This window comes from Enterococcus sp. AZ101, from assembly GCF_050499005.1.
GTDB lineage: Bacteria > Bacillota > Bacilli > Lactobacillales > Enterococcaceae > Enterococcus_L > Enterococcus_L ureilyticus.
The window spans coordinates 285,308-300,044 of sequence record NZ_JBMHEZ010000002.1 but is presented as its reverse complement, the minus strand read 5'-3'; the positions used below and the strand labels follow the sequence as shown (position 1 = coordinate 300,044).

At 36.5% G+C, this 14,737-nt stretch carries 17 protein-coding genes and 1 other annotated feature; of the genes, 6 read left to right on the top strand and 11 right to left on the bottom strand.

Annotated elements, in window-relative coordinates; translation table 11 throughout:
* Positions 1-19 precede the first annotated feature (19 nt).
* The 6 genes from hisD to IGJ50_RS10735 all read right to left on the bottom strand — a co-directional run bounded on the left by hisD (position 20) and on the right by IGJ50_RS10735 (position 5,555).
* The gene (gene hisD / locus IGJ50_RS10760) at positions 20-1,300 is read right to left on the bottom strand and encodes a histidinol dehydrogenase (RefSeq protein ID WP_429950328.1); all 1,281 of its coding nucleotides are present in this window, start codon (positions 1,298-1,300) and stop codon (positions 20-22) included.
* Positions 1,297-1,938: an ATP phosphoribosyltransferase gene (gene hisG / locus IGJ50_RS10755; protein ID WP_429950326.1), complete on the bottom strand. Its 642-nt coding sequence runs from the start codon at positions 1,936-1,938 to the stop codon at positions 1,297-1,299. The genes hisD and hisG overlap by 4 nt, the downstream gene beginning before the upstream one ends.
* On the bottom strand, positions 1,935-3,125 hold the full coding sequence (hisZ, locus tag IGJ50_RS10750) for an ATP phosphoribosyltransferase regulatory subunit (protein WP_429950324.1): 1,191 nt from the start codon (positions 3,123-3,125) through the stop codon (positions 1,935-1,937). The genes hisG and hisZ overlap by 4 nt, the downstream gene beginning before the upstream one ends.
* A 164-nt stretch (positions 3,126-3,289) precedes the next feature.
* Positions 3,290-3,561 (bottom strand) — a binding site (T-box leader).
* Between the two features lie 351 nt (positions 3,562-3,912).
* Positions 3,913-4,362: a GyrI-like domain-containing protein gene (locus tag IGJ50_RS10745; RefSeq protein ID WP_429950322.1), complete on the bottom strand. Its 450-nt coding sequence runs from the start codon at positions 4,360-4,362 to the stop codon at positions 3,913-3,915.
* Positions 4,363-4,547: 185 nt separating this feature from the next.
* Positions 4,548-4,862, bottom strand: coding sequence for a GyrI-like domain-containing protein (locus IGJ50_RS10740; RefSeq protein ID WP_340689703.1), 315 nt, complete (start codon positions 4,860-4,862; stop codon positions 4,548-4,550).
* A 24-nt stretch (positions 4,863-4,886) separates the two neighbouring features.
* Entirely contained in the window at positions 4,887-5,555 is a 669-nt protein-coding gene (locus IGJ50_RS10735) for a DUF4947 domain-containing protein (RefSeq protein WP_207121671.1), read from the bottom strand.
* A 431-nt stretch (positions 5,556-5,986) separates the two neighbouring features.
* Between IGJ50_RS10735 and IGJ50_RS10730 the strand changes: the two genes are divergently transcribed.
* The 4 genes from IGJ50_RS10730 (at position 5,987) to IGJ50_RS10715 (ending at position 8,463) form a co-directional block, all read left to right on the top strand.
* The gene (locus IGJ50_RS10730) at positions 5,987-6,730 is read left to right on the top strand and encodes a TraX family protein (protein WP_429950320.1); all 744 of its coding nucleotides are present in this window, start codon (positions 5,987-5,989) and stop codon (positions 6,728-6,730) included.
* A gap of 129 nt (positions 6,731-6,859) precedes the next feature.
* On the top strand, positions 6,860-7,297 hold the full coding sequence (locus IGJ50_RS10725) for a hypothetical protein (protein ID WP_429950318.1): 438 nt from the start codon (positions 6,860-6,862) through the stop codon (positions 7,295-7,297).
* Positions 7,298-7,299: 2 nt separating this feature from the next.
* Positions 7,300-7,512, top strand: a complete 213-nt coding sequence (locus tag IGJ50_RS10720; RefSeq protein ID WP_069640473.1) for a helix-turn-helix transcriptional regulator — start codon at positions 7,300-7,302, stop codon at positions 7,510-7,512.
* 33 nt (positions 7,513-7,545) lie between these two features.
* The gene (locus tag IGJ50_RS10715) at positions 7,546-8,463 is read left to right on the top strand and encodes an NAD(P)-dependent alcohol dehydrogenase (RefSeq protein WP_429950316.1); all 918 of its coding nucleotides are present in this window, start codon (positions 7,546-7,548) and stop codon (positions 8,461-8,463) included.
* A 47-nt stretch (positions 8,464-8,510) separates the two neighbouring features.
* Here IGJ50_RS10715 and IGJ50_RS10710 read toward each other — a convergent pair whose 3' ends face one another.
* From IGJ50_RS10710 to IGJ50_RS10690, 5 genes are all read right to left on the bottom strand, one after another.
* Entirely contained in the window at positions 8,511-8,873 is a 363-nt protein-coding gene (locus tag IGJ50_RS10710; RefSeq protein WP_429950314.1) for an MmcQ/YjbR family DNA-binding protein, read from the bottom strand.
* A gap of 4 nt (positions 8,874-8,877) precedes the next feature.
* Positions 8,878-9,261 carry a VOC family protein gene (locus IGJ50_RS10705; RefSeq protein ID WP_207121665.1) on the bottom strand — a complete coding sequence of 128 codons (384 nt, stop codon included), beginning with the start codon at positions 9,259-9,261 and terminating at the stop codon, positions 8,878-8,880.
* 41 nt (positions 9,262-9,302) lie between these two features.
* Positions 9,303-10,100 (bottom strand): AraC family transcriptional regulator, encoded by a 798-nt coding sequence (locus tag IGJ50_RS10700; RefSeq protein ID WP_429950312.1) that lies wholly within the window; start codon positions 10,098-10,100, stop codon positions 9,303-9,305.
* A gap of 27 nt (positions 10,101-10,127) precedes the next feature.
* Positions 10,128-11,633, bottom strand: coding sequence for a glycerol kinase GlpK (glpK, locus tag IGJ50_RS10695; protein ID WP_429950310.1), 1,506 nt, complete (start codon positions 11,631-11,633; stop codon positions 10,128-10,130).
* Between the two features lie 133 nt (positions 11,634-11,766).
* Entirely contained in the window at positions 11,767-12,153 is a 387-nt protein-coding gene (locus tag IGJ50_RS10690) for a hypothetical protein (protein ID WP_069640467.1), read from the bottom strand.
* A gap of 346 nt (positions 12,154-12,499) precedes the next feature.
* Here IGJ50_RS10690 and IGJ50_RS10685 point away from each other — a divergent pair, with 346 nt between their 5' ends.
* Together IGJ50_RS10685 and zwf are read left to right on the top strand one after the other, a co-directional pair.
* Positions 12,500-13,147: a metal-dependent transcriptional regulator gene (locus tag IGJ50_RS10685; protein ID WP_429950308.1), complete on the top strand. Its 648-nt coding sequence runs from the start codon at positions 12,500-12,502 to the stop codon at positions 13,145-13,147.
* A gap of 17 nt (positions 13,148-13,164) precedes the next feature.
* Positions 13,165-14,685: a glucose-6-phosphate dehydrogenase gene (gene zwf / locus IGJ50_RS10680; RefSeq protein ID WP_429950306.1), complete on the top strand. Its 1,521-nt coding sequence runs from the start codon at positions 13,165-13,167 to the stop codon at positions 14,683-14,685.
* The last annotated feature ends 52 nt before the right edge of the window (positions 14,686-14,737 follow it).

Sequence of the window (14,737 nt, the reverse complement as noted above, 5' to 3'; positions counted from 1 at the left end):
GTTCTGCTAGAAAATAGCATCAGTTGAAGCGACACTCGACCGCACGAGCATGTGCTTCTAAGCCCTCTTTTCTTGCTAAAATTGTAATTGCATCCTTTGCATCGGCTAAAGCTTCTTTTGTATAATAAGTGACTTGACTATACTTCACAAAGTCGTAAACGCCCAGCGGTGAATAAAATTTTGCAGTGCCGCTTGTTGGCAAGACATGATTGGTTCCTGAAAAGTAATCGCCTACGGGTTCTGAGGCATATTCTCCTAGAAAAATCGATCCAGCATTTTTTATTTCATGTAAATAGCTGATTGGGTCAGTCAGTTGCACTTCTAAATGTTCTGGAGCAATTTCATTCATGATCGTAAACATCTCTTCAATAGTTGCTACGATGATGATGCGACCATGGTTTTGAATCGCTTGTTCTGCGATTTGCTTACGAGGCAAGGTCGCTAGTTGCCGCACGATTTCTTTTTCTACTTGGGTCGCAAGGTTCGGAGAATTCGTTATGAGTATCGCTCTAGCAAGCGTATCATGTTCTGCTTGAGACAATAAATCTGCTGCAATATAAACTGGATTGGCTGTTTCATCTGCTAAAATCCCAATTTCAGAAGGACCTGCAATCATATCGATTCCTACTGTACCAAATACTTGTTTTTTAGCGGTCGCTACATAAATATTCCCTGGTCCTACGATTTTATCGACTTTTGGCACTGTTTCAGTTCCATATGCAAGCGCCGCTATTCCTTGAGCACCGCCAACTTGGAAAATTTTATCTACTCCAGCTACTTTTGCTGCTGCTAAAATCACGTCAGGAATGCCCTCATCCGAAGGAGGCGTGACCATGATGATTTCTTTGACACCAGCAATTTTTGCAGGTAAAACATTCATAAGTACAGAAGAAGGATACGCAGCCGTTCCACCAGGCACATAAACCCCTACACGTGCTAAGGGTAAGACTAGTTGTCCACGTAAAACACCCTTTTTTTCTGTGTCCATAAAGTCATGTTGTTTTTGTTTTTGATGATAACTGACAATATTTTCTTTGGCCGCTTCTAAAGCTTTAATCACTTCTATTTCTACTCGTTGATAAGCCAAATCGATCGTCTCTTTTGAGATGGACAAATCCTGCAACGTGACTTGATCGAATTTTCTAGAATAAGCTTTTAACGCTTGATCACCGTTCTGGATGACTGCTTGGATGATTTGACGAACTTGCTCTTCAACTTTTTGATTGTCCACTTGCGTCAGTTTTGCCTCTTCGTTTAATGCTGTTAAAATCTCTTCCGTGTTTCCAGTCAGCCATTTCATCTCGTTTTTCCCCCTTCAATCACGCATTCTAATTCATCAAACAACTGAAATATAGCTTGGTGCTTACGTTTAAGCATTGCTTTATTGACAATTACTCGAGCCGAAATTGGACAAATATCTTCAAAAATTTCCAAACCATTTTCCTTTAGGGTCGTACCTGTTTCAACAATATCAACGATTGCATCTGCCAATCCCAAAACTGGTGCAATTTCCACGGAGCCTTCGATCTTGATGATTTCAACATCCTCCCCTTTTTTACGAAAGTGTTCTGAGGCAACTGTTGGGTATTTGGTTGCAATGCGTTTTCTTTTATAGTCATCTGGTCGATATTGTTTGGTAGAAGCGACTGAGAATTTGCAGACCCCGATTTTCAAATCTAGCATTTCATAATAGCCAAAAGGATGCTCGATCAGCACATCTTTCCCAACGATTCCAAGATCCGCTACGCCATGGCGTACATAAGTCGTTACGTCAGCTGCTTTTACTAAAAGAAATTTAAAGCGTTGATCGGGACTAGTGAAAATCAATTTGCGCTGTTTGTCTTGCATAAAGGAGACATCAATTCCTGCTTGTTCAAATAAAGTTAATGTTTGCTTTTCCAAACGTCCTTTTGTCAATGCAATGGTCAATGGTATCAATTTCGCTCACCCACCTTTATTACCTGTATTTTATCTTCTGTTATTTCGATAATTTGCTGATACTGCCATTTTCTCCCATAGTCTAGTGCTTCTGCCAATGTTTCGAACAATGATAATTGATAATCATGATGCTCTTTCACTAGTGCTTCTGCTTGTGCCAGTTGCGTTATACTACTATGTACTAACGTCGTTGGCTGATCTAAAGCTGCAAGATTATTGAGTTGGTATTGCAAAGCAACCAACGTATCTAAATTAATTCCTAGCCCCACAGCTGGAATCACAGGATGTCCAAATTGTTCCGCTAAATGATCGTAGCGGCCCCCTCTTAAAAAAATATCCGGTACTAAATCAGCATACCCATTAAACAGAACCCCTGTGTAATAATCCATCAATGTCACTAAGCCTAAATCGACAGTGAGCGAGATTTTTTGATGATAGCTGTTAATAATGTCCATTAACGTTTCGATTTCATCGATTACGTTGATGATCGTTGACTCGACCGGCAACAGTGCCTTAGCAATCGGTAGCACCTCTTGTGCTTCACCAAATAGTCGCGGAATTGCACAAATAAATGCATCTAATTCACTAGGATAACGTTCAACAAATTGCTTGAGATCGGTTAAGCTTTTATTACTAAAATGGTTTTGAAGTTCTGTTTTTGCGGCTTCATCTAATCCCAGTTTCATTACGATCAAGCGGAAAATTTGTGCATGGCCTAATTCAAAATGAAAATTGGGTATTTTTAAGGCTTCTAGAATTTCAATAGCGCAGGTAATACATTCAATTTCTGCTTTTAAAGAAGAATAGCCGATCAATTCAATTCCGGCTTGTGTCAATTCATTTTGCTCGCCCAACATATCATCATTTGAGCGAAAAACTTTGCCACTATACGCTAATTTAAGAGGAGGCTGAATACCTGTTGTGGCAATGACACGACCGATCGGCATCGTCATATCCGGTCGTAAAACAAGCAAGCGTCCTTGCTTATCAAAAAAACGGTAAAATTCTTTTTCATTTTTTTCTTCACTGTAAAAGACATCTTCAAATTCGATCACTGGTGTATCGATTCGTTGATACCCTCTTTTTTTCACAATATCATTGACTTGCTTTTCTAATTGATACGCCCCATTTGCTTCTCGGAATAACTTATCTTTTGTTCCTGACGGTAAACTACGATTCCATTTCATATGAATTCCTCCTAAACTTAAAAGTATAGCGCGCTCGTTCAGCTCTAACTGAAAAATAGGAAAAATCGATCATGGTGTTTTTTTACCACAAACTATTTTTATCTTTTTCCTGAAGAGCTAGCTTGCGAAGCTAGATAAAAAAATCGTCCCCTTGGCAAAAAAGCCAAGAGGACGAGAAAATTTTCACGTGGTCCCACCTCAGATTTGCTTTTACTTCACAGTAAAAGCCTCTGTTAGTTCGATAAACTAAGGAGTGATAACGGACTCTCCGATTTTTCCTACTCATTTAGAAAAAAACAAACGTTATTAAACTAAATGTTGTATTTCAGAAAAACAACTTACAGGCGTGTTCGATGAGGGTTCGTTATTTCCTTGCAGCAAGCGGAAACTCTCTAAAACGAAACAATTCATCTACTATTCTGATCATCGTTCTTTCATTTTATTCTCACATATTTTTAAATAATTTATCACGAAAATCAAATATAGTCAAGAGTTTTTGAAAAATTCACATTAAACACTAGAGAAATTTTTTTCTATTTAAAATCGTGTATACTTTAATTATTCATGAAAAAGGTAGCAGATTATACTGCCAGAACAATTGATTTTGTTATAAAACGATATCAAAAAAAAACTGAATAACTCCATTAGCTAAAGCAAATCGGGAAATCTTAGAATTCATTATCCACAAGCAAAGATAAATTGAAGCAATTTTTGATTAAGGGGTATTTAAACAAATAGCGTTAAGATATAGAGACGCACTTCCAAAAGCATGAATGCGTAGCTTCATTTAATTAATCGGCACACAAAATTCGCAATAACCTGCCTCAATTTGATTTACAGCATATCTTTCTAAAATAGAACGTTTGAAATCAATCGTAATAGAATGTTTCTTTTGAAAATCAGGTTTCATCAACGCCATCCAAAATTCTTGAACTGCTTCGTCAGTATGGTTTACCTTAAAAATCGCATATTTTCCATTTTTAAGTATCGTCTCCTCCATGCCTTCGATGTTGTTTTGTTCTACTGATACAACCACACAAACATCATAGATACACTTCTCTTTCGGTGTATTTGGTTCACTCCAAGCGATCCCATAGATAATTGTCTCTTCATCAAACAAATTCTCTGCTTTTACTCGTTCTTTAAAGGTTGTCATCAATTCTTTGTTGGCTTGTCCATAGCCTCCGATTCGTCTTAAATAAAAAATTCGTTGGCTGGGTATGATATCAATTTTCATCTGTTATCTCCTCCTTTATATTTGAGAGGATATTGATCAATGTCGTTCTCAAATATAGAGTAATGCCTATTAAAATGATTTTCAAGACTTATTTTAAAACTTTTTTAAAGCCATGAATACAAATTAAAAATAGCAGACCAACAGAATAATTATCTGTTGACCTGCTATTAACGCTCACTATCTCTTTAAAGTGCTACTGGGAAATAGACTTCAACAATATTTTTGTCTGATTCTGTGGTGTTAGGATCAGTTTGATAGATTTCAAAAGGTGCACCGTTCATCTTATATCCTTGTTCCTCGATCCACTTCAAAATTTTACTATATACTGAAGCCAGTTCGGTGTATGGTCCAGTGTATGTGGATGTGGCACATAAGCTTTTTGGAAAAACTCTTGTTTGTTCATTTTTTTCAGCAATCAGACAGGTAAGTCGGTAAGTCGACTTCCCAATTTTCGTAAGGTCATTCTCTACAAAAAGCTGAAATATAACTCTACAAGTCACATCTCAACCTCTCCATTAGCCAAATTAAATCGTTTCTATTTTTCCGTTAAAATCAATATAGTCGGTCATCGGTGTAATAAACTTAACGCTATCTTCTGATAAGTAAACATTGGGTTTGACTTGGTCTTCGTAAACTAGTAATTCTAATTTCATGCTCATAGAAGCCGCTAGTGATAAATCTTTTGTCGCAAACATAAACGCTTTCGCTTGCTCTTCACTTAATTTACCAAGATCATATTGTGCTTTGATCAATTGCCATTCGCTATCTTCTAGTCTGTCACGGATTGTAGCAGAATCAGTAATGATCTGACTTGGTTCGCCTAGCATACTGATTACTTGTTCTTTATTGTATTGCGAATAGTCTGGAACAAAAGCAGAGATATTACCATCACCTGATGACTGATAGCTTACTTCCTCATCATCATCCTCTGGATTAGGTGTAAAAAGATGCCCATTTACCTCAGTCTTTTTCGTTTCTTTTTTCGGACTGCTTTCAGTTGTGGCTGCTTTTTTTGTTTCACTTTTTTTTGTGCTTGTAGAAGTTTCAGTTTCTTTTGTTGTACTTTCAGCGAGAACACTAGAAGTTCTTGTCTCTTTTGTTGTTTTATTCGTTTTGGAACTTGCCTCTTCTTTCGCAGTGCAACCGCTCATTAATACTAGAAATACCCCACAAAACACTATTGTTTTTTTCATTTTACTCTCCTTTGTTTTATATTCGTCAACCCTTAATCAAGCTTATCATAACTCTAAAGTAAAGAAAATAGATTGAATAAGATAATCGTTTTAAATTGAATTGCCTAACTAGACTAGATCATTTGTTATGAGAAAACATGATAAATGTAATGCAAAAAGGCACGACTGTAATCGTTTAAAAGAAGGTAATGAAATGAGCAACGGCATAAAAATAGATGCCTATACTTTTTCAAAATAAATTTATACCTACTATTTGATACAACATTCATTTATGCGTTTATTTCAATCAAAGTAAATCCTACCATTAAATAATCATCTTACCGTTCTCTCTCATTTTTGTAAGGCATTTGTTCGACGATTCCAACGCCAAAAACAATTATTTTTTTTATACTGTAAAAAGTAATAAAATAACATTTACTTAGGAGAATCTAATGAACGGAAATCAATTAAAACTATTTATGATGAGCTTGATGCTTCTTGATCACCTTGTGCCACTTCTACCACCACAATTTGGTACACCGATCCATATGGTGACTCGTTGTGTCGCTGTATTTTTTGCTTTTATGGCGGTTGAAGGGTTTCATTATACAAGAAACCGAAAAAAATATCTGCTTCGTCTTTATGTCTGGGCAGCAATCATGTTTGTAGGGAATACATTGATCAACACACTGATCATCAAAGACCCAATGTATTATTCTTACAATAATATCTTTCTAACGTTAGCAATCGGTGTGAGCATTTTAACCCTGATAGATTTTGCAAAACACAAAAAAGACCTAGTCTTTAAAATTTGCTTAAATGCCTTAGCAATCATTTTAACGGGAGCAACTGTTTTAGGACTGATTCCTGCTGAGGGAGGTATCGTTGTTATTCCATTTATGTTGCTTAGTTATTTCTTCCGAGATACCCCTAGAAAAAGAGACATATCCTATCTTGTTTTAGCAATTCCGTTGTTTATAATACCGTTATTAGGCTTACCAGATTACTCTTTTAACATAATCAAAATGATGCTTGAAGGAAATCCTGATTTTCTATTTATTTTAGTGATTCCTTTTATTCATCTCTATAATGGGAAAAAAGGCAGCAATAATCCAGGCTTTAAATACTTATTTTATGTATTTTATCCAGCACATTTATGGATTATTAACTTGGTTAATTGGTATTTGAATCATTAGAATTATATAGAGAAAAAAAGACCCGTGTAAAAACATTTTGACACAGGTCTTTTTTCATGATAATCTATGTATAAACGTTTTTACAAGTTGAATAAACGTTTATACATAAAACTATTTAGGAGGATTATTATGATTTATCAATCAAAAAAGGCATTGATTCTGTTGGTTTCAAATGTGGTTATTTTCTTTTATTTATATTTAGGTCACTTAAATAAATTGCAATTAAATCAAGCTGACGTTCTTTCATTATGGGGCGAGTTCTTTTTAAAACTATTGTTAGTTTTAGTCATCTCTAATATCGTTGTATTGATTATTTTTAATCTACTCAATGACATGTTCAGCAAAAATAAGGCTCCAACCATTTCAGATGAACGGGATCGTTTGATCGAGCTCAGAGCTGTTCGAAATTTTTGTTTTCTATTGGCTTTTGGTTTCTTTTTAGCAATGGGTGCATTAGCCATCCATCAACCTATTTCTACAATGTTTACAATTTTGGCTTTCACTGTGTTCGTCTCCGATGTTATTTCTTACGTTTCTTACATTTTTTATTATGAAAGAGGGTATTAAATATGGGAAAGTCATTAATTAGCAATACGATTCGGAAACAGCGCTTTATGCATGGCGAAATGACCCAACAAGCTTTGGCTGATGCTGTAGGTGTTACAAGACAAACGATTATTTCATTGGAACAAGAAAAATATTCTCCATCCTTGGAACTAGCATTTAAGATTGCTAAAGTATTTGATCAACCATTAGAAGTAGTATTTTCTTACAAAGGATAGTAACCGAAATTTTAGGAGATGAGGAAAAAGGATATGAAAGCAATCATCTGTACAGGCTATGGAGTACCAGATGTTCTTATGTTACAAGAGATCGAAAAACCTACGCCGAAAAGCAACCAAATTCTTATAAAGATCCATGCAACAACAGTGACATCTGGCGACTGTGTTGTTAGAGGAGCAAAACAATATGGTCCGATCATGAAAATCATGTTTGGCTTTAAGCGACCTAGACAACCCATTTTAGGCACTGAGTTTTCAGGTATTATTGAAGAAGTTGGTGAAAATAGCACAAAATTCAAGGTGGGAGATGCTGTATTTGCCTTAACTGGAATGAAGTTTGGTGGTTATGCAGAATATATCTGTTTACCCGAAAACGCTATAGTTTCGTTAGCTCCTAGAAATGCTACTTTTGAAGAAACTGCTACATTGGCTTTTGGCGGAACAACAGCTCTTCATTTTTTAAGAAAAGCTAGTCTTGCACCCAATCAAAAAGTCTTGATTTACGGCGCTTCTGGCTCCGTCGGTGCAGCAGCTATACAGCTTGCTACCTACTTTGGCGCAGATGTTACTGGAATTTGTAGCACTCAAAATCTTGAATTTGTTCACTCACTTGGTGCCAATACTACTATTGACTACACAACCGAAGAATTTAACACACTAGATAAAACATATGATATTGTCTTTGATGCTGTTGGAAAGCTAAACAAATCAAAGAGAAAACAGCTTACAAGTAAAAATGGGAAATTCGTTTCCGTATCCAAAGGAATGGTCAAAGGGCTTGTAGAAGATTTGTATCTTCTTAAAGAGCTAGTTGAAAAAGAACGATTCAAAGCAACGATCGATAGAACCTACTCATTAGCAAATGCAGCTCAAGCGCATGAATATGTGGAAACTGGTCGAAAAAAAGGCAATGTAGCATTAACTGTGACCAATAATTACACTTTACCATAGATAAAAACGACAAAGACCACGGTTGCCTTTGTCGTTTTTATCTTCACTTATTCATACTTTGCTTGCACTTTCTTAGTCAATTTCCCAAAAACTAATGTATAGGATTTTCTCAAAAACACCGCCAACTGTTCATCTGTAAATGATGACTTTTCCAGTAAAAACGAATTCCAATGGGTCTTGTTCGCATAGTATCCAGGAATCACATCGGAGTATTGCTCACGTAGCAATTCATTTTCCTTAGGATCACCTTTAACTGTCATCACCCAGTCACCTGTTTTATTGGTTCCAAGCATGCAAAAGCATTTTTTCTCGATCCCAAAATAATCGCAATCCCAGTCTTCTCGGTAATTGACCGTTGCACCGGGCCATTTTTTTGCTTCTTCTTTTAAATAGTGAATGGTCTCTTTCATCTTTTTATACCTTCTGCTCATTACAAAATAGACTGAGTAGATTACCATCTGGATCTTTTATGATCGCATAATATTGTCCCCAAAACGCCTGCCAAGGTTCACGAAAAATTTCATAACCAAAGTTTTTCATTTCCTCACACCGCTGATCGATTTCGGCTGGATCATCACAAAGAAAGGCTAATTCGATTTTATCTCCGTCACTTTTTGGTGGGTAACCATAAATTCCTTCAATCATTTTTTTTGTATTTAGTGAAATTCTTATCTCTGCCTGATTCAGCTCTACATAATCAGCCTGTTTTTCTCCTATTGCTTCAAAACCTAAGCGTTCATAAAATAGAATTGCTTGCGCCATTGATTCTACAATGATTCCGACCATATCTAAACGCATCTTGATGCCCTCCATTCTTTTCTTCTATTATAATCAGTCGCTTAATACTTGTCTTGTAAAATTCCGACATATTGCTTTATTTGACTAGGCGTTAAACCCGTCATTTTTTTCATTTTTCGCGTGTAGTGCGCCTGATCAAAAAAATGGTACTTTTCCACAAGATCCAGTTGCTTGATCTGAGGATCGATCAATAACTCTTGGTAAACTTTTTGAAAACGCAGTACGTCAAAGGCTTCATAAGGTGACAAGCCAGTTTCTTCTCTAAACAAGCGCTGTAAACTTCTCTCAGAAATCAGATTATTTATTCCCTCTTTTCGATAGTCTATCGTCTCATAATGACTCGTGATAAATTCTCGAACTAGCTGAGAAATCTTTTTTGTTTCCAAACGATTGAAACGCTTCAGGAAATAAAAATCGACACTTTTAATTATCGCAGCAAACGATTTTTTCCCAGAAAGTACGTCAGCTAAATCATTAGCAAATACCTTATCAATAAAATTTAATGCTAAAAGCTGATTTTTCATTTCCTTGAAAGAGTGATTGAAAAAAGGATACAGACCACCTAAATAAAATCGGATCCCTAGATATATAACTGGTTGTTCTACAATTGAATAAAAGAAGTTCGTGCTTGGACCGCAAAGCTCAATGGATAAAATATCCAACTCAGGGCTTAATTGAACAATCAAATCTGAACATAAATCTGGGATGATCCTAGCTGGTTCCTCGGTACGATCACCATGGCTAAACCAGTAAGATTGAATGTAAGCGTTCAGACGATTATCAGGTTTGATTTCTTGGTACGTACTGGTCAAGCCTTGCCAAACTTCTGGTTGATACATTGATTCGCCTCCTTTATATCATCAGATTCATTCTTTCTTTTTATAAGCCATCGTTGCATGAACCGCTTGACGCCAACCATCATATAGATCATTGCGTTTTTCTTCTGTGATTTCCGCTTCAAATCGTTTGCCGGTCTGTACAAATGATTTGATTTCAGCTAAGTCTTGCCAAAAACCTACCGCTAAACCTGCTAAATAAGCTACACCTAAGGCCGTTGTTTCAGAAAAATCAGCCGCTTCCACTGGTCTATCAATGATATCTGCTTGAAATTGCATCAACAAGTCATTCTTTGAGGCACCGCCATCAGCTCTTAATAATTTGATCTCAATATTTGAATCATTTTCCATTGTTTTGATCACATCCGCACTCTGATAAGCAATCGATTCTAATGTGGCACGAATCAGATGCTCCTTTGTTGTTCCTCTAGTCAACCCAAAGATTGCGCCTTGTGCTTCTTGGTCCCAATAAGGTGCTCCTAAACCAGTAAACGCTGGAACGACATACACGCCATCAGAATCCGTGACTTGCTCTGCTAAGGCTTGCGATTCATTCGCCTTTTCAATCAGTTTTAGCCCATCACGCAACCACTGTACAGCAGAACCTGCAACAAAAATGCTTCCTTCTAATGCATACGTCACTTTTCCATTGAGTCCATAACCGATCGTCGTCAGTAAACCACTGGTAGATAGAATCGCTGTTTCACCAGTATTCATCACAATAAACGCACCAGTTCCATAGGTATTCTTGACCATTCCTTTTTCAAAAGCAGCTTGTCCGAATAAGGCTGCCTGCTGGTCACCAGCCATGGCAGCGATTGGTATATTTTCTCCATAAAAATGATAATCTTCTGTATAACCATACACTTCTGCATTAGAGCAGACTACTGGCAACATTATCCGAGGAATATCCAAGATATCCAAAATCTCCTGATCCCAATCTAAGTTGTGGATATTAAACAGCATCGTACGACTAGCATTGGTATAATCTGTTTTATGGACTTTCCCTCCTGTTAATTTCCACAAAACCCAAGTATCGATTGTGCCAAAAAGCAATTGACCATTTCGTGCCCGCTCTTTCGCTCCTGCAACATTATCCAGTAACCACTTTACCTTAGTTGCTGAAAAATAAGAATCCACGATCAACCCTGTCTGTTGTTGAATAAAGGCTTGGTGTCCATTAGCTTTTAGTTCATCGGCAATTTCATTTGTCTGCTTTGATTGCCACACGATTGCTCGGTGGATCGGTTCTCCCGTTTCCTTATCCCAAACAACTGTTGTTTCACGCTGATTCGTAATCCCAATCGCTTTGATTTGAACGGGTTTCAGCTTAGATTCAATCAATACATCGGCAATCACAGATTGAACCGAGTTCCAAATTTCATTTGCATCATGTTCTACCCAGCCAGGATTTGGAAAATATTGCGTCAGTTCTTTTTGCGCTTTCGCTATTTCTTGTCCTTGATGATTAAAAATAATCGCTCTTGAACTTGTCGTTCCTTGATCGATTGATAAGATGTAGTTATTTTTTAGCATGCCTCGTTCGCTCCCCAAAAATGATACTTTCATTATAAAACATAATTCAATCAAAAGTCCTGTTCTAGCACAAATAAAAAAACATGCTAAGATTTTTAGACTCTCAGCATGTTTTTCTATTTTGTTTAAGCATTTAGTTTTTTGAAGCACTTCTTAATTCTGATAAGTATAAATTCGTTGTATCAGCATATATAACTTTACTTAATATAATTAATCTAAAGATCAAAGATACAAATGATCTTAAATCAAAATCGAACAACAGAAAAACAATATTGATGACCGAAATAACCATTAAAACTTTTGTTAAATAATAGCCCCAAATACTTCCTCTGATCAGCAATACTCCAACAACAATTGAAAAGACTACACTGAGCAAACTTAGCCACATTAACACGCCCAATACAGCAAAGGTATAACCAATACCTATTTCAACAATTAATTTTAGTAGACCAAATAAACCAATCAACGGAATGATCACTAAAAACCAACCTAGTCCCTTCCAAATCCCCGGTACTTTCATTTTACTCCCCCTTTACATTTCAGTTACTTTGTTAGTTTAACCATTCCTAAAAGAATAATCAATAGTTATTTTACTCATAAAAAGATATTGAGAATTTTTCTGTCTAAAACTGATTTCTCATCATTTTTTAACAATTCATTTTTATTAGATACTAAAATGCACTAAGCATTTGAGCTTTCATTCCATTATCCCTAAAGAAAACGTTATCAATACGATGTTTGTTTATCCTGTTCGTCTATAAATAGCAGGACAAAGATTTTTTTGAAGATTAACATATTATTAAATGGTCAAAAAAACAATTTTCTGATAAACTTATCCTGATGGCTTCTTTGAAAGGATGAACTATATGACCCCGAATCGCGAAGACTACTTAAAACTGATATTTGAATTAGGTGGCGATGAAAATAAAATCAACAATAAACAAATCGTTTCTGGCTTAGACGTTTCAGCCGCTTCTGTCAGTGAAATGATTTCAAAGTTAGTAAAAGAAAAACTGGTTGAACATTCACCTTATCAAGGTGTTCAACTTACTGAATTAGGCTTAAAAAAAGCCAGTACGCTGATTCGTAAACATCGTTTATGGGAAGTATTTTTAGTTGAACATCTAAATTATTCTTGGAATGAAGTACATGATGATGCAGAGGTGCTGGAACATGTTACGTCTCAGACGTTGGCGAATCGTTTATCTGCATATTTGAATCAGCCTAAATTTTGTCCTCATGGTGGGGTCATCCCGGGAGATGATCAACCTGTTCACGAAGAAAAACGACAAACTTTAATAGATTATCCTGTTGGAACGACCATACGGATTGCTCGAGTATTGGATGAAAAAGAGTTATTAGACTATCTAGTCTCGATCGATTTACAAATTCATGAGGAATACACGATTAATGCAATTGCAGCCTATGAAGGTCCAATCAGCATAAGCAATACTAAAAAAGAATTAGCGATCAGCTATAAAGCGGCAAGTACGATTTTTGTTGATCAACTATAAGAAAGTGGGGACATAAAATGAACGAAAAAATAGCGCTATTTACTATATTTGGCGGCACTGGCGATTTAGCAAAAAGAAAACTGTATCCTTCTTTATTCCGTTTATATCGCAAAGGAAACTTAGTTGATCACTTTGCTGTTATCGGAACAGCAAGAAGAGAATGGTCAGATGATCACTATCGTGAAATCGTACGCGAGACAATTAAAGACTTGAATCCAACAAAGGAAGAAGCAGAAGCTTTTTCAAGTCACTTCTACTACCAAGCTCATAACGTGAATGATTCTGACCATTACGATACTCTAAAAAAATTATCCGACACCTTAAATGAACAATATGGGTTAGGTGGTAATCATATCTACTACTTAGCGATGGCGCCACAATTTTTCGGCACGATCGTCCAACACTTAAAATCACAAGCGATTTTAACTGATAATGGCTTTGATCGTTTAGTGATCGAAAAACCATTTGGCTCTGATTATGCTTCAGCTTATCAATTAAATGAAGAAATTCGAGCAGTCTTTCCTGAAAAAGATATATTTAGAATCGATCATTATTTAGGAAAAGAAATGATCCAAAATATTTCAGCGATCCGCTTTGCAAATAACATTTTTGAATCACAATGGAATAATCGTTACATCGATAATGTTCAGATCACGTTTGCAGAAAGTCTCGGTGTTGAAGACCGTGGTGGTTATTATGACCATAGTGGGGCCTTAAAAGACATGGTTCAAAATCATATCCTGCAAGTCGTGGCTTTACTTGCAATGGAGCCTCCTGTTGCCTTTTCAGAAGCTGAAATTCGTGCTGAAAAAGTCAAAGCCTTACAAGCGATTCGTCTGTATTCAGAAAAAGAAGCCCTAGAAAACTTTATTCGAGGGCAATATGGTCAAGGAGAACTTGATGACCAAAAATTTGTTGCCTATCGTAAAGAACCAAATGTTGCGGAAGATTCTCAGACTGAGACATTTGTTGCTGGGAAATTCCTGATTGATAATTTCCGTTGGTCTGGGGTTCCATTTTACATTCGGACAGGAAAACGTCTGACCGAAAAAGGGACACGAATCAATATTGTTTTCAAACAAGTCCCAGTCAATGTCTTCAAAGATGATATCGATAAATGTGGAGAGAAAACCGATCTACCACCGAACGTCTTAACCATTTACATCCAACCAACAGAAGGCTTCTCAATGACATTGAATGGCAAAGAAATTGGGCAAGGATTTACTACAACGCCTGTAAAATTAGATTATCGACACAGCGCTGAAACGACAGGAAATAGCCCTGAAGCGTATGAAAAACTTTTATTAGATAGTTTGAATGGTGATGGTACAAACTTCTCTCATTGGGATGAGGTTGCGCAATCTTGGCGCATTGTGGATATCATTCGTCAAGCTTGGGATAAAACATCTGTTGATTTCCCAAATTATGCAGCGGGTTCCATGGGACCTGATGCTGCATTTGATTTATTGAAACAAGATGGTTTCACTTGGGATTGGGAACCTGATATTTGGTACCGAGAACGTGGAAAATTAGAATAAAAAAAGAGTGTGAATCAAAACGAAAAATGAAGTGAGACCCAATAGTTAGACC